Consider the following 15,553-nt stretch of genomic DNA (forward strand, 5'->3'; position numbering starts at 1 on the left):
TAGGACGTTGAGAGATGCATCTCAGAAAAGCCCGCCGTTCGGCGGGCTTTTCGTTTAATTTGCAGCAGCCTGGCGTAGTTTGCGGTCATAGCCCCGGTCAATGAGCGGGAGGACGCTGATACATGGATGAGAATAAATTGCCGGCCGATCAGGAAGAGGCCCTGCTGGCGCTGCTGCACAGCCGCGCCGAAGTAACGCGCCTGAAGGAGCGCGAGCAGCTGTTCAGCGCACTGCTGGCCAGCGTCAACTCGGTACTCTGGGCCTTCGACTGGCAGGCCCAGCGCATGGTCTATGTCAGCCCGGCGTACGAGCGCATCTTCGGCCGCTCCGCCGCGCTGCTGCTGGCCGACTACAACGAGTGGCGCAACTGCATCTACCCCGACGACCTGGACTATGCCCAGAGCACCCTGCAGGAAGTGCTCGAACGCGGCGCCATCGAGCAGCGCGAGTACCGCATCCTGCGCGCCGACGGCGAGGTGCGCTGGCTCAGCGACAAGTGCTTCGTCAGCCAGCACAGCGAAGCCGGGCTGCCGCTGATGATCGTCGGCATCGCCGAGGACATCACCGACAAGAAGCACCTGGAGACCGAGCTGCACCGCCTGGCCACCACCGACGTGCTGACCCAGAGCAGCAACCGCCGCTACTTCTTCGACAGTGCCGAGCAGGCCTTCCGCGACTGCAAGGCGACCTCCACGCCGCTGGCGTTCCTGCTGCTGGATGTCGACGACTTCAAGAAGATCAACGATGTCTACGGCCACCAGGTCGGTGACGTGGTGCTGCAGCGCATCGCCCAGTGCGGCGCCGGCGCGCTGCGTCGCGGCGACCTGTTCGGCCGCATCGGCGGCGAGGAGTTCGCCGTGCTCCTGCCCGGCTGCGACGAGAACATGGCGCGGCAGATCGGCGAGCGCCTGCAGCGCGAAGTCCAACGCCTGCGCTTCAACGAGGCCGAGCATTTCTTCAGCGTCACCATCAGCCAGGGCATGACCATGCTGCTGCCCGACGATCAGAATCTTTCCGCGCTCTACAGCCGTTCCGACGCGGCCCTGTATCAGGCAAAACGCACGGGCAAGGACCGTCTTGTTCAGGGATGAAACACTTCCGCCGTGTCCACGGCGGAAACATTAATACTTTCCGACTAATACTCCCGCGGCAGATTCGTGGTCGAACGTTTATGCTGTCAAAAGGCCTGTGTCGGCTTTATGGCGCGTTATAAATCAATAAGTTACAGATAGCATAATTCCTTTTGTCGGATTCTTGGCGTAACCCCGCTTCGTTCATTGACATGCCTTCACCCCCCCCCACTATTACTATCCACATAGCAATATCGTGTGGTGTCCAAATGAGACACCTCAGGGAGTAGTCGCAAGAGCAGTAAGGTCAAGGAAGATTCTGCCCCCTCTTCTTCCTGTCACTTTCCTATCGCTGCCTGACAACTTCCGTCGGCCCTCCTGGCTGCGGAAGCGCGATAGATTTTTGCTGTTGTTTTTCCAGATTTTCGGAACTTGGCCGAAGGGCGGTAGCTTTGCCCGAAGAAAAGATCGGCCACTCCAGGGACGAACAGTTGATTGTCGTTATTTGAATCGGGTCATTCGAACTCGGGCGGTAGCCTTGTCTTCGAATTTTGCCAAAGGCCCGGCGCAGAGCATCTCCAAGAACGGAGTCAGTGACGATGGCCGCTGGAAACATGGAAAACGACGGACTTTCGAGTTCCGTTCCGGCAAGCGCAGAGACTTCCGCCGAGGGCCAGGTTAATTCGCCTGAAGCGCCCTCGCGGAATATTGGCGCCAATTCCGAGCTGTCTCGGAAGAACTGTGTTCAAGTTGCTTCATTTGTTGAACAAGTTGCTTATGCCATTTCTTCAAAGTGTAACAAAGCCAAACTTTCGGCTGAACTTGTTCACTGCCAGACGGCATTTGTCTCATCGCTGAAACAGCAACTTCGGCTTTGCCCTGAAGTGCTTCCTGCGGCGTTCGCCATCGAATCCGAACAGTCACCCGTCGTCGATCACGACGACTCGGGTGTGGGCACCGTTTTGCCCCAAGTGACGGAATCCCGGCGCGGACGCTGCCACCCTGCCGGCCGACCGGGCCGGTCCCACGAGAGCCGCGCGGCCCGCCGCGCTGGGAGTCAAGGCTGATGGCCGAGCAATCGCTTCGTTCCAACTATGCCTGCGTGGTCGGCGGCGCCGGCCCGGCAGGCATGGGCTTCCTGTTCAACGCCTACAAGACCGGTGCGCTGGCGACCCTGGCCCGCGAGGGGCTGCTGGTGGTGGACGCAGCACTGGCGGTCGGCCGTGGCCGGCTGGGCGACTACCACATCACCGCCAACTCGGTGGGCGACGTGTTCCTCGACTGCCTGCGCGACCCGGCACTGTTGCCGATCTTCGCGCCGCTGGCGCATTCGGCGGCGTTCCGCGCCCTGCAGAACGATCCCCACGGCGCGCCCATGCTGACCCAGGTCGGCGAGCTGCTGGCGCATGCCTCGACCCTGTTCATGCGTTACGTCACCGATCACCTGGGCGTCGAGCTGGCGCTGGGGACGCGGATCGAGAAGATCACCGCACTGGACGACGGCAGCTTCCAGCTGGCCCTGCGCAGCGGCTCCCACAGCGTGCAGGTCGGCGCCGGCGCCCTGGTGATGAACCTGGGCGGGCGGCAGAACCGCGAGTACCTGAACTGGAGCCTGGCCGAACAGGACCTGCACCTGGAGCATGACGGCCCGACCGTCTATTCCTCCGACGCGCTGCTCAGCCTGAGCCCCGCGGAACTGGTGGAGCTGTTCGGCGACCGGGTCGGCCCCGGCAGCCGCTTCACCGTGGTCGGCGGTTCCCACAGCGCCTTCTCGATCCTCGACAACCTGGCCTGCGCCCTGGACTGCCTGGGGCTGGAACAGATCACCCTGCTGCACCGCGCACCGATCCGGCTGTTCTTCGAGAGCGCCGAGGAGGCCCGCGCGGCCGGCTATGTGGTCGACGAGGGCATGGACGTGTGCCCGGTGTCCGGACGGGTCAACCGCTCCGGCGGCCTGCGCTACCGCGCGCACCAGGTGGGCTCCGACGTGCTCGCCAACGGCCACGTCAGCGGCACCCGGGTGAAGGTCGAGCTGCTGCGCCTGGAGGACCGCTCGCCGGCCGCCCGCGAGCGCCTGGAGCAGTGCTGCCGCGAGGACGGTGTGATCGTCCAGGCGATCGGCTACCAGCCCTGCCTGCCGGCACTGCGCCGCGCCAACGGCGAGCCGCTGCAGGTGCGCGAGAGCAAGGGCGGGCTGGATTCGGACGCCGACGGTTGCCTGCGTGACCTCGGCGGCCGGGCGATTCCCGGCCTGTACAGCTTCGGCCTGGGTTCGGGCCTGGCGGCCAATCCGCTGCTGGGCAGCGAGCGCTCCTTCGACAGCCGCATCTACGGCGTCTGGCAGTTCCACCACGACGCCAGCGGCCGCGTCATCGAGGCGCTGCAGGCGCACCTGGGGCGTCGCGCCCCGGCGGCCCCGGCAACCCTGGACGGCGCGCTCGATGGCGTGCCCTTCGCCCTGCCGGCGTTGGGCTGAGCGAAGCCGACAGGCAACGGACTTTCCATCCAACAGAGGGATGCGACCGTGATCAATGTGACCAAGACCTACCTGGGCAACCTGGACAAGTTCAAGGGCTACGTGGAGCAGATCTACGCCTCCGGCTGGATCACCAACCACGGGCCCTTCGTCACCGAGTTGGAAGAGCGCCTGCAGGACTACCTGGGGGTGCGCCATGTGATTCTCACCAACAACGGCACCATCGCCCTGCAGGTCGCCTACCGCGCCCTGGGCGTGACCGGCAGTGCCGTGACCACCCCCTTCAGCTTCGTTGCCACCAGCAGCACGCTGCAGTGGGAGAGCATCCGCCCGCGCTTCGCCGACATCGACGCGCGGACCTGGAACCTCGACCCTGCGCGCATCGAAGCCAGCCTTGCGCCGGATACCACCGCTATCGTCGCCACCCACGTGTTCGGTAACCCGTGTGCGGTGGAGGAGATTCAGGCGGTGGCCCAGCGCAACCAGTTGAAGGTGATCTACGACGGCGCCCACGCCTTCGGTTCGCGTTACCGCGACCGTTCGGTGCTGGCCTGGGGCGACGCCACCACCCTGAGCTTCCACGCCACCAAGCTGTTCCACACCATCGAAGGCGGCGCCATCGTCACCGCCGACGATGACCTGGCGAAGCAGATCCGCCTGATGTGCAACTTCGGCATCGCCGGGGTCGACCAGATCGTCGGGCTGGGGATCAACGCCAAGCTCAACGAGTTCTCTGCGGCCATGGGTCTGTGCGTGCTCGACGAGATCGACAGCATCCTCGCCCAGCGCGAGGAGATCGCCGCCCGCTACACCGCCGCGCTCAGCGGCTACTACGACCTGCAGGTGTGCGAGAGCTACGCGCGGCTGAACAACAGCTACTACCCCATCGGCCTGCGCGACGAGGCCCAGGTACTGCGCGTGCGCACCGCGCTGAACGAGATCGGGGTCAATCCGCGGCGCTACTTCTACCCGTCGCTGGACACCCTCGACTACCTCGCCCCGCAGGAGCCGCAAGTGCTCTCCCGCGAGCTGAGCCAGCGCATCCTCTGCCTGCCGCTGTACCCGGGCCTGCCCCAGGAAATCCAGCGCGCGGTGATCGAAGTGCTGCTGCTGGAAAGCGGCCGCGTCGCGGTCGCGGTGTAAGGGGACGATCATGCGCACCGCACGCTCGCTGTCGATGGTCCGCAATACCCTGCTCAACTACGCAGGGCAGGCGTACGCCATCGTCATCGGCATCCTGATCCAGCCGTTCTACCTCGGCCACCTGGGCGCCGAGGCCTACGGCCTGATCGGCTTCTTCGCGGTGCTGCAAAGCTGGTTGCTGCTGCTGGACATGGGCCTGTCGCCGGCGCTGGTGCGCCAGGTCGCCCACGGTCGCGGCGTGCATGGCGAGGGCCAGGACCAGGCGCGCCTGCTGCGTTCCTTCGAGCTGATCCTGCTGCCGCTGACCTTTCTCAGCAGCCTGGCGGTGTGGGGCGGCAGCAGCTGGGTCGCCGGGCAGTGGCTCAACGTGCAGCAGCTTTCGCCGACGCTGGTGGCGCAGTGCATCAGCCTGATGGGCCTGCTGGTCGCCCTGCGCCTGTACGCCACCCTGTACCGCAGCGCGCTGCAGGGCCAGGAGCTGCATGGCTTCATCAACGCGGTGAACGTGGTCATCACCACCCTGCGCTATTTCGGCGGGCTGCTGCTGGTGGCGCACGTCAGCCAGGACCCGCTGGTGTTCTTCCAGTTCCAGGTCGCGGTGTCGCTGATCGAGGCGTTGCTGCTGGGCGGCAAGGCTTACCTGTGGATGGACGTGCGTCTGCTGACGCGCTTCTGCCTGGACACGGTACGACCGGTGCTGCCCTTCGCCCTGGGCATGTCCTTCACTTCCTGCCTGTGGATCGTCCTCACCCAGCTGGACAAGGTCCTGCTGTCGAACCTGCTGCCGTTGCAACAGTACGGTTACTTCTCCCTGGTGGCGCTGATCTCCGGCGGCATCCTCACGCTGGTCAACCCGCTGGCGCAGTCGCTGCTGCCGCGCATGACCATGCTGGCTGCCGAGGGACGCCACGAAGACATGCAGCAGCTCTATCTCAAGGCGAACCGCTTCGTCTGTGTGCTGCTGTTCCCGATGGTCGCGGTGATCGCCGCCCATGGTCATGACCTGGTCCTGGCCTGGAGCGGCGATGCCGTGGCCGCCAGTTGGTGCCGGCCGATCCTGGCCTGGTACGTACTCGGCTCCGGCCTGCTGGCAGTGGCCAGCTTCCAGTTCTACCTGCAGTACGCCCACGGCCAGTTGCGCCTGCACGTCTGGTACAGCGTCATCTCGACCCTGGTCAGCGTGCCGCTGGTGATCGCCAGCGCCTACCTGTACGGCGTGCTCGGCGTGGCGTTGTGCTGGTTCGGCCTGCGCCTGGTGTCGTTCCTGATCTGGCCGGTGATCGTGCACCGCACCTTCGCTCCCGGCCTGCAGGGCACCTGGCTGCGCGACACCCTGCAGATCGCAGCGCTGAGCGCCGCCGGCCTGCTCCTCAGCGAGCCTTTCTACACGCTGCTGGCGCGCTCCGGCGAGCGCCTCTGGCTGCTGGCGGCGCTGGCCGTGTGCGGCCTGATCACCCTGTTCCTCGTGGGCGCGGGCTCTGCCCCGGCTTTGCTGCGCCTGTTCAAACCGTCCCACAAGCCGAGTGTCTAGACATGGATATCCGCTCCGAGCTGCAGATCCTCTCCAACTGGCCGGAAGACCCCAGGCCCCTGCTCAGCGTCGTCTGCCTGGCCTACAACCAGGTGAACTACATCGGCCGCACCCTGGACAGTTTCCTGGAGCAGGTCACCGATTTCCGCATCGAGGTGCTGGTCAACGACGACGCCTCCACCGACGGCACCACGGAGATCATCGCCGACTACGCGGCGCGCTATCCGCACATCATCAAGCCGATCTTCCACAAGGAAAACCAGTACTCCAAGGGCCTGTCCCACGGCCTGCCGGTGTTCCGCAAGGCCCGCGGCCGCTACATCGCCTACTGCGAGGGCGACGACTTCTGGACCGATCCACGCAAGCTGCAGATCCAGGTCGACTTCCTGGAGAAGAACCCGGACTACGTGATCACCTACCACGACGCCTACACCTTCAACGAAGCGGGCGTGATCAAGCCCCAGCAGCTGACCGGCAAGTACCGCGGCGATGCCAGCCGCCTGGAGCTGCAGCAGGCGCGGCCGATCTCCACGCTCACCACCTGTTTCCGCAACGTGCTCACCGAGATGCCCGAGGAGCTGCTCACCACGCGCATGGTCGACCTGTGCTGGTGGTCGCTGCTGGGCGCCTACGGCAAGGGCCGGTTCCTCGGCGAGATCCGCCCGGCGGCCTACCGCATGCACCAGGGCGGGATCTTCTCCATGCAGGCCGCGCGCACCCAGCAGCACATGACCCTGCACACCTACTACTGCCTGTCGCGCTACTACCAGCGCCTGGGCAACCAGGAGCTCAACGAGTACTTCCTGATGCAGGTCTGCCGCATGTCCATGGCCGCCATCTCGCCCATGCGCAAGGTGCAGGCGTTCCTGATGCTGATCGGTCACCACGGCGCCAACCTGCTCAAGCGGCTGAACCCGGTACAGGCGCGCTGAGGCGCGCCCCTCGAGGGAGGACAGAACCATGAGTGTCATGCCCCAATCGCGCCTGGAAACGGTCCAGGACACCCGTATCGACGTCGCCGGCCTGCTGCGCCTGCTGTTCGATCACAAGAAGATGATCATCGCCGTCACCGGCCTGTTCGCCGTGCTCGGGCTGTTCTACGCCGTGGTCGCGACGCCGATCTACGTGTCCGGCGCGATGATCCAGATCGAGCAGAAGAAGAACGGCCTGAACGGCACGCCGGAGGTGATCAACCGGCCCGACTCGGTGTCGATCGCCTCCACCGAGATCGAGCTGCTGAAATCCCGCGCGGTGCTGGGCAAGGCGGTGGAGCTGCTGAAGCTGGACATCGTCGCCCGGCCCAAGCGCGTACCGCTGGTGGGTGACTACCTGGCGCGCCGCTACCACCCCGAGGCCGGGCAGAGCATTGCCGCGCCCTGGCTGGGCCTGGGCTCCTACGCCTGGGGCGGCGAGCGGATCAAGGTGTTCTCCCTCGACGTGCCGGAGGAATACCTGGGCGAGCCGCTGACCCTGGTGGCCGACGGTGGCGACAGCTACCACCTGCTCAATGCCGACGGCCAGCTGCTGCTGCGCGGCGAGCTGAAGAAGACCGTGATGGACAAGGGCTTCAGCATCGAGGTGGATGAACTGGTCGGCCGCCCCGGCACCGAGTTCACCCTGGTGAAGAACCGCCTGCTGACCACCACCCTGAACTACCAGAAGCTGCTTAAAGTGGCCGAGGCCGGCAAGGACTCGGGGATCATCTACCTGACCCTGGAAGACCCCGACCCGCTGCAGGCCGACCGCATCCTCGACAAGATCAGCCACCTCTACGTGCTGCAGAACGTCGAACGCAGCTCCGCCGAAGCGTCCCAGCGCCTGCAGTTCCTGCGTTCGCAATTGCCGGTGGTGCGCCTGGACCTGGAGAAGGCCGAAGCCGCCTACAACGCCTACCAGACCACCGCCAAGTCCGCCGACATCAGCGTCGAGACCCGTGGCGTGCTGGACCAGGTGGTGGCCATCGACAACCAGCTCTCCGAGCTCAAGCTCAAGCGCGCCGAGTACGACCGCCTGTACACCCCGACCCACCCGCTGTACCAGGCGCTGAACAAGCAGATGGGCAGCCTGGAGGACCGCAAGGCGCAGCTGCAGAAACGCATCCAGGCACTGCCGGCTACCCAGCAGGAGCTGCTGCGCCTGTCCCGTGACATGCAGGTCACCCGGCAGACCTACACCAGCCTGCTGAACAAGGCCCAGGAGCAGGACATCATCCGCGCCGGCACCATCGGCAACGTGCGCGTGATCGACACCGCCCAGGCCAACGTCGAGCAGCCGGCCAAGCCGATGCGCAAGATAATCGTGCTGCTCGCCACCCTGTTCGGCTTCTGCGTCGCCCTCGGCATCCTGTTCCTGCGCCAGGCTTTCTACCGTGGGGTGGAGAACCCCGAGGCGATCGAACAGCTGGGTCTTTCGGTGCTCGCCGCGATCCCCTATTCGCGGCAGCAGGAGCGCCTGGAGAAGGAGCGCAAGAGCGACATCCTCGGCCACACGCCCAAGCTGCTGGCGTCGTCGACTCCGGGCGACCTGGCCAACGAGGCGATCCGCAGCCTGCGCACCAACCTGCATTTCGCCCTGCTCGAAGCGCGCAACAACGTGGTGATGCTCACCAGCCCGGCGCCGGGCGCCGGCAAGTCGTTCGTCTCCAGCAACCTGGCGGCGATCATCGCCCAGTCCGGCCAGCGCACCCTGCTGATCGACGCCGACATGCGCAAGGGCTACCTGCACCGGGTGTTCGGCCTGACCCCGCGCCACGGCCTGTCCGACGCGCTCTCCGCGCACCGGCCGCTGAGCGAGGTGATCCTGCCCACCGAGGTGCCGGAACTGGACTTCATCTCCTGCGGCTTTGCCGCGCCCAACCCGTCCGAGCTGCTGATGCATGACAACTTCGCCCAGCTGCTGCGCGACGCCTCGGCGCTCTACGACCTGGTGATAGTCGATACCCCGCCGGTGCTGGCGGTGACCGACGCCGCGCTGGTCGGCCGGCTGTGCGGCATCAGCCTGCTGGTGACGCGCTTCGGCCAGAGCCCGGCCAGCGAGATCGACACTGCGCGGCGGCGCCTGGGGCAGAGCGGCATCCACCTGCAGGGCGCGATCCTCAACGGGGTGAAACGCAAGGCTTCCACCGCCGCCTACGACTACGGCGCCTACGCCTATCGCTACGACGCCAAGGACTGAGTCCGCGGGCAGGGAAGGAGTAACGACATGGTCCACATCGTCAGCCTCATGCAGCCGTACCTGTTCCCCTACCTGGGGTACTTCCAGCTGATCGCCGCCAGCGGCCTGTTCATCCTCGGCGACAGCCTGCAGTACACCCGGCGCGGCTGGATCAACCGCAACCGCCTGCTGGTGGGCGGCCGCATCTGGCAGTTCAGCTTCCCGCTGGAGCAGGGCTCGCAGACCCAGGCGATCAATGAGCGGCGCCTGAGCGAGGAGATGCGCAACAGCAACCAGCGCCTGCTGCACACCATCCGCCATGCCTACCATCGGGCGCCGTGCTACCCGCAGGTGATGCCGCTGCTGGAGGAAATCCTCGAACACCCCGAGCGCAACCTGTCGCACTTCGCCGAGCACTCGATCCGCCGCATCTGCCAGTACATGGGCATCGACACGCCGATGGTGCGTGCCTCGGAGCTGGAACTGGCGGATGACATGGGCCGCGACCAGCGCCTGATCGAAGCGGTGAAACAGAGCGGCGGCGACGTCTACCTGAACCCCGAGGGCGGCCGCCACCTGTACACCCCCGAGGTGTTCAACGCCGAGGGACTGGAGCTGCGTTTCCTGCGCATGGACGAGCTGAGCTATCCGCAGTTCGGCGCCGATTTCGTGCCCAGCCTGTCGATCATCGACGTGCTGATGTTCAACCCGCCGGACGAGCTGCAGCGCCTGCTGGGGCGTTACACCGTGGAACGACCGCAGCCGTCCGGGGACCTTCTCGGGGAGTACGAATCATGAGTGCCACCGCGTTCGAGCAGAAGGCCCAGCAGTACCGCTGGTACCTGATCCAGACCAAGCCGCACCAGGAGCCGCGCGCCGAGGAGAACCTGGTGCGCCAGGGCTTCAGCTGCTTCCGCCCGACGCTCGGCCTGGCCGGGCGCACCCAGGCGCTGTTCCCCGGCTACCTGTTCATCCGCCTGGATCAGCAGCACGACAACTGGTTCCCGATCCGCTCCACCCGCGGCGTCGCGCGCCTGGTGAGCTTCGGTGCACAGCCGCTGGCGGTGGCCGACGAGCTGGTGGAAGACATCCGCCAGCGCCTCGCGGCCATGCCCGAGCGCCCTGCCGGCCGCTTCCGCGAGGGCCAGCCGGTGCGCGTGAAGTGCGCCGGCGAGTGCGAGGTGGAAGCCATCTTCCTCTGCGACGACGGCACCGAGCGCGGGCTGATCCTGCTCAACCTGCTGCAACGCGAACAACGCATCCGGGTCCCGCTCAGCCAGCTGTCGGCGGTGGGCGGCAACGACGGCTGGCGCGCCTGAGGCGGCCGTTCTCAAACCATCAGTGACAGGGAGGAGTGGCGCAATGAATGGATCGACCGTGCTGGTGACGCTGACCTATGGCGATCGCCTGCAATACCTGGAAGAACTGCTGGCGCGCGCCTTCCGCGAGAAGGACATCAGCCGCGCCATCGTCGTCAGCAACGCCTCGGTGGCGGAGCTGGACCAGCTGTTCATGCTCTGGCCCAACCGCGTGCAGGTGATCGAGCTGGACAGCAACACCGGCTCGGCCAATGGCTATGCGGTGGGCATCGAGGCGGCGCTGAAGAGCGGCTGCGACTTCATCTGGCTGATGGATGACGACAATGCGCCCACGCCCGGCTCCTTCCCCCTGCTCAAGCAGCGGCTGATCGACTGCGCGCTGCGCCACGGCAGCGACAACACCGCGGTGCTGGGTTTCCGCCCGACCCACCAGGCCGATGTCGCCTCCGGCGTGCCGACCCGCTTCATCGCGCCGCCGCGCTCCAGCTACTTCGGCTTCCACGTCCGCCAGCTGCCCTACAAGCTCTGGCGCCGCACCCCCTGGGGCAAGCCGAAGCCGCGTCCGGCGCAGCCGCTGCTGGAGCTGCCGTTCGCCTACTACGGCGGCCTGCTCGGCCACGCCGACCTGTTCCGCCGCATCGGCCTGCCGCGCCGTGACCTGGTGCTGTACGCCGACGACACCGAGTACACCTTCCGCATCGGCGCCCTGGGCGGCCACCTCTACCTGGTGCCCGAGGCCGGCCTGGATGACCTGGAGAACTCCTGGAACATCAAGGCGCGCACCAACAACATCTACGAGACCTACCTGCTCGGCAGCTCCGACCTGCGCGCCTACTACGCCGCGCGCAACCAGGCCTGGTTCGACAAGAACCTGTGGGTCACCTCGCCGCTGATGTACCGCTTCAACCGCTGGCTGTTCATCCGCCTGCTGCACTTCTTCGCCCGCCGCCACCAGCGCGAGAGCCGCCTGGCCCTGCTGCTGCAGGCGATCCGCGACGGCGAGGCCGGCGCCCTGGGCATGAACCGGGCCTACCCGCTATGAGACTGCTGCTGCTCAACACCCTCTACGCCCCGCACATCGGTGGCGGGGCGGAGGTCATGCTGCAGCACATGGCCGAGGGGCTGGGCAGCCGCGGCCATGACGTCCACGTCCTGTGCACCGGGCCGCAGGCCGGCCTGCAGCGCGAGACCGTCAACGGCATCGCGGTGCTGCGCGCCGGCCTGCGCAATCTCTACTGGCCCTTCGACGAGCAGGACCATGGCGCGCTCAAGCGCCTCGCCTGGCACGCTCTGGATCGTTACAACCGCGGCATGCGCGGCGTGCTGAAAAGCGTGCTGAAGGAAGTCGAGCCGGACCTGGTGGTCTGCCACAACCTCTCGGGCTGGTCGATCTCCGCCTGGGACGCGATCCGCACCGCCGGCCTGCCCATCGTGCAGATCCTCCACGACCAGTACCTGACCTGCCCGCGCGGCGTGCGCTTCCACAAGGGCCGCCACTGCGAGCAGCAATGCGCCCCCTGCGGGCTGCTGCGGCGCTCCCACGCCGCCGCTTCGGGCGACGTCGATGCGGTGGTCGGCGTCAGCCGCTACCAGCTCAACGCGTTGCTCGATGCCGGCTATTTCATCGGCAGCCAGACCCACGTGGTCTACAACGGCTCGCCGATGGCGGCGGTGCCCGCCGCGCCGGCGTCCGCCGGGCGGCGTCCGCTGCGCTTCGGCTTCATCGGTGCGCTGACGCCGAACAAGGGCGTGGAGTGGCTGATCGAGCAGTTCCAGGCGGTGGCCGGGGATGCCTCGCTGCTGGTCGCCGGGCGCGGCGAGAGTGCCTATGTGAACCACCTGAAGTCCCTGGCCGATCCGCAGCGCGTGCACTTCGTCGGCTATCGCCAGGCCGCCGAGTTCTTCGCCGAGATCGACGTCGCCGTGGTCCCCAGCCTGTCGCCGGAATCCTTCGGCCTGGTGGCGCTGGAGGCCTGCGCCCACCACCTGCCGGTGATCGCCTCGCGCATGGGCGGCCTGGTGGAAATCGTCCAGGACGAGATCAACGGCCTGCTCTGTTCGCCGGAGCGGCCCGAGTCCCTGGGCGCGGCCATCGAGCGCCTGGTGCGTGACCCGGCGCTGCGCCAGCGCCTGGCCTCGCGCGCCCGGGAATACGTGGCGCCGATGCTCAGCGTGGAGCGAATGCTCGACGAGTACGAAGCCATCCTTCGCCACACCCTGCTCACCCGTGGAGTCCAGCATGGAACTGCAATCCCCGTATCCACGCTTTGAGCCGGCGCGCGGACTCACCTTCGACCGCTCGTTGCTGGCGCTCGGGGTGCTGCTGGCGCTGCTGCTGGTGGAGACCTTCAACGGTGCGCTGCGCTTCTACGCCGACCAGGCCGGGCTGTCGGCCATCGTCTACCTGCCCAAGGTGGCCTGCGTCATCGCGGTGGCCTGGGAGCTGATCACCCGCCCGCAGCAGCGCGGTCTCTGGCTGCTGCTGATCCTGGCGGCGGCCTCGCTGCTGCTCGGGCGCCTGCATGGCGCGGAATTCAAGAGCGGCTTCTTCGCCGTGTTCATCTACGCGCCGCTGCTGTTCGGCCTGCTCTGCGGCAACTACCTGGAGATGCACCGCAAGGCGGTGGCCTGGATCATCGCCTTCTGCTTCCTCGCGTCCCTCGCCGGCATCGCCCTGGACCTGGTGACCAGCGTGCCGTGGAAGGGCTACAGCTACTCCATGGGCGGCGTCGAGATCAGCGGCAACCGCTCCTGGAGCGCCTATGGCCTGGACCGTATCGCCGGCTTCTCGCGGATGTCCTCGAGCCTGGCGATGATGCTGGTGATCTTCAGCCTCTACCTGGGCTCCTTCCGCCTGCCGACGCTGTTGCGCGGGCTGATCTACCTGACCGCGCTGGTGGGCATCGTGCTCACCACCAACAAGTCCTCGGCTGGCGCCTTCGTCATCGCCCTGCTGGTGATGAGCATCAGTCGCCAGCGCCTGCTGTTCCTCTGCGCCGCCCTGGCGGTGGTGCTGGGGGCGCTGGCGCTGCCGCTGTACGGCGTGTTCGGCCATGTCGACCCATACCTGGCCAGCGCCACCGGCGACAACCTGATGGGCTCGATGGTCGATCGCCTGGTCAACACCTGGCCGAACCTGATCAAGGTGATGGACTACAACGGCTGGATCTACAGCGGCGCCGGCCTGGGCATGACCGGCAGCGCCTACGCGGCCTTCCCGATCTTCGGCGTCGAACAGCTGGCGGTGGCGGACAACTCGCTGCTCTACCTCTGGTGCCTGTTCGGCGTGATGGGCGTCGGCCTCTACCTGATGGCCGTGCCGATGCTGATGCGCCTGCAGCTCCAGCGCGGCCCGGAGGCGCGGGCGCTGCTCGGTATCGCCTTCTGCGTGCTGCTGATCGGCTGGACCAGCGACGTGCTGGAATCCCAGGTGCCCAGCCTGTTCCTCGGCCTGGCCATCGGCCGCGCCCTGCGCCTGCCGGGCGAGCCGGCGCCGCAGCCGGCACCGCGCACCCTGCGCCTGCAGGGCGGGCTGCTCAGCCTGCTGGCCTGCGCACTGCTGGTCGGCAGCCTGTTGCAGGCGCCGCCCGCGCTGGCCAAGGAAGCGCCGGTGGAAAACCTCGGCCCGGCGGAATTCATCGTCGGCGCCAGCACCCACCAGAACATCCGCGCCGGCAACCGTGACGGCATCAATCGCCTGGCCCGCGAGGCCGGAATCGTCTCGTTCCGCGACGACGCCTACTGGTCCAGCGTCGAGCGTGAGCGCGGCAAGCTGTCCATCGACGCCGCCTGGCGCGCGCAGCTGCGCAGCACCCGCAGCCTGGGCATCAGCACGCTGCTGATCCTGGGCAACGAGAACCAGTTCTACGGCAACGCCAAGCCCCGCGACGACGCCTCCCGCGAGGGCTACCTGCGCTACGTGCGCTACCTGGTGCGCAGCTTCAAGGGCCAGGTGGCGTTCTACGAAGTGTGGAACGAATGGGACTCGGAAAACGCTACCGACAAGGACTTCAGCGATGACTACCTGACCCTGGTGCGCGCCACCGCCAAGGCGATCCGCGAGGAAGACCCGCAGGCCAAGGTGCTCGCTGGTGCCGTCACCCTCAAGGGCATTCGCCAGGGCTTCGCCGAGCGCATCGTCGCCGGCGGCGCGCTGGATGTGGTCGACGGCATCTCCCTGCACCCCTCGGTGTACTGCGAGGGCGAGATGTCCACGCCCGAAGGCTGGCTGAACTGGTTCCAGGGCGTGAACCAGAAGCTGGAGAAAGTCGCCGGCAAGCCGGTGCCGCTGTACTTCACCGAGTTCAGCTGGCCGGCCCACGAAGGCGATTGCGGCATCAGCCGCGAACGCCAGGCGGCCTACCTGGCGCGCGCCTACGTGCTGCTGCGCAGCCTGCCCAACGTCAAGGGCGCCTGGTGGTACGACCTGGTGGACGACGGCATCGACCGCCGCGAGATGGAGCACAACTTCGGCCTGCTCACCGCCAGCGGCCAGCCCAAGCCGGCCTACCACGCCATGGCCAGCATCGCCGACATCATCGGCCGCTACCGTTTCGTCGCCCGCGAGCAGAACCCGGACCCGAACGTCTACCTGCTGCGCTTCGCCAAGGCCGGCGAGGAAATCCTCGTGGCCTGGACCCTGGGCCACGAACAGACCCTGAACATCACCAGCAAGCCCGGCAGCAGCGACACCCTCTGGCGCCTGGACAGCGTCGAGGGCGTCGCCCGCCGCGAGGGCCGGCCGGTGCCCTGGAACTGCCCGCAGGACGGTGGCGAGTGCCAGGCCAGTATCCGCATCGACGCCTCGCCCACCCTGGTGCGCAGCGCCTCCGCCGCGCAGCTGTCACTGCGCTGAGCCGTC

12 protein-coding genes are annotated in these 15,553 nt (G+C 66.8%); all 12 read left to right on the plus strand.

The genetic code is table 11. From position 1 onward, the window contains the following. Nucleotides 1–122: 122 nt before the first annotated feature. The 12 genes from HNP46_RS08395 to HNP46_RS08450 all read left to right on the plus strand — a co-directional run bounded on the left by HNP46_RS08395 (nucleotide 123) and on the right by HNP46_RS08450 (nucleotide 15,547). The gene (locus tag HNP46_RS08395; RefSeq protein ID WP_184587676.1) at nucleotides 123–1,091 is read left to right on the plus strand and encodes a GGDEF domain-containing protein; all 969 of its coding nucleotides are present in this window, start codon (nucleotides 123–125) and stop codon (nucleotides 1,089–1,091) included. 578 nt (nucleotides 1,092–1,669) lie between these two features. Continuing rightward, nucleotides 1,670–2,137 carry a hypothetical protein gene (locus HNP46_RS08400; protein ID WP_184587678.1) on the plus strand — a complete coding sequence of 156 codons (468 nt, stop codon included), beginning with the start codon at nucleotides 1,670–1,672 and terminating at the stop codon, nucleotides 2,135–2,137. After that, the gene (locus tag HNP46_RS08405; RefSeq protein ID WP_260403117.1) at nucleotides 2,137–3,546 is read left to right on the plus strand and encodes a hypothetical protein; all 1,410 of its coding nucleotides are present in this window, start codon (nucleotides 2,137–2,139) and stop codon (nucleotides 3,544–3,546) included. Before HNP46_RS08400 ends, HNP46_RS08405 begins: the two co-directional genes overlap by 1 nt. A gap of 48 nt (nucleotides 3,547–3,594) precedes the next feature. After that, nucleotides 3,595–4,689: a DegT/DnrJ/EryC1/StrS family aminotransferase gene (locus tag HNP46_RS08410; RefSeq protein ID WP_184587680.1), complete on the plus strand. Its 1,095-nt coding sequence runs from the start codon at nucleotides 3,595–3,597 to the stop codon at nucleotides 4,687–4,689. Nucleotides 4,690–4,699: 10 nt separating this feature from the next. Further along, complete coding sequence (locus tag HNP46_RS08415) at nucleotides 4,700–6,220, plus strand: lipopolysaccharide biosynthesis protein (RefSeq protein WP_184587682.1); 1,521 nt, start codon at nucleotides 4,700–4,702, stop codon at nucleotides 6,218–6,220. Between the two features lie 2 nt (nucleotides 6,221–6,222). After that, nucleotides 6,223–7,152, plus strand: coding sequence for a glycosyltransferase family 2 protein (locus HNP46_RS08420; RefSeq protein ID WP_184587684.1), 930 nt, complete (start codon nucleotides 6,223–6,225; stop codon nucleotides 7,150–7,152). Between the two features lie 28 nt (nucleotides 7,153–7,180). Beyond that, a complete protein-coding gene (locus HNP46_RS08425; RefSeq protein WP_184587686.1) occupies nucleotides 7,181–9,394 on the plus strand; it encodes a polysaccharide biosynthesis tyrosine autokinase in 2,214 nt (737 codons plus the stop codon). 27 nt (nucleotides 9,395–9,421) lie between these two features. Then, the gene (locus HNP46_RS08430; protein ID WP_184587688.1) at nucleotides 9,422–10,171 is read left to right on the plus strand and encodes a WbqC family protein; all 750 of its coding nucleotides are present in this window, start codon (nucleotides 9,422–9,424) and stop codon (nucleotides 10,169–10,171) included. Further along, nucleotides 10,168–10,692 (plus strand): transcription/translation regulatory transformer protein RfaH, encoded by a 525-nt coding sequence (rfaH, locus tag HNP46_RS08435; protein WP_184587690.1) that lies wholly within the window; start codon nucleotides 10,168–10,170, stop codon nucleotides 10,690–10,692. Before HNP46_RS08430 ends, rfaH begins: the two co-directional genes overlap by 4 nt. A 43-nt stretch (nucleotides 10,693–10,735) precedes the next feature. Next, nucleotides 10,736–11,734 (plus strand): glycosyltransferase, encoded by a 999-nt coding sequence (locus HNP46_RS08440; RefSeq protein ID WP_184587692.1) that lies wholly within the window; start codon nucleotides 10,736–10,738, stop codon nucleotides 11,732–11,734. Beyond that, the gene (locus HNP46_RS08445; RefSeq protein ID WP_184587694.1) at nucleotides 11,731–12,963 is read left to right on the plus strand and encodes a glycosyltransferase family 4 protein; all 1,233 of its coding nucleotides are present in this window, start codon (nucleotides 11,731–11,733) and stop codon (nucleotides 12,961–12,963) included. The genes HNP46_RS08440 and HNP46_RS08445 overlap by 4 nt, the downstream gene beginning before the upstream one ends. Beyond that, nucleotides 12,932–15,547 (plus strand): GH39 family glycosyl hydrolase, encoded by a 2,616-nt coding sequence (locus HNP46_RS08450; protein WP_184587696.1) that lies wholly within the window; start codon nucleotides 12,932–12,934, stop codon nucleotides 15,545–15,547. The genes HNP46_RS08445 and HNP46_RS08450 overlap by 32 nt, the downstream gene beginning before the upstream one ends. Nucleotides 15,548–15,553: the final 6 nt, after the last annotated feature.

The sequence above is a fragment of the Pseudomonas nitroreducens genome, assembly GCF_014204515.1.
Lineage (GTDB): Bacteria > Pseudomonadota > Gammaproteobacteria > Pseudomonadales > Pseudomonadaceae > Pseudomonas > Pseudomonas nitritireducens_A.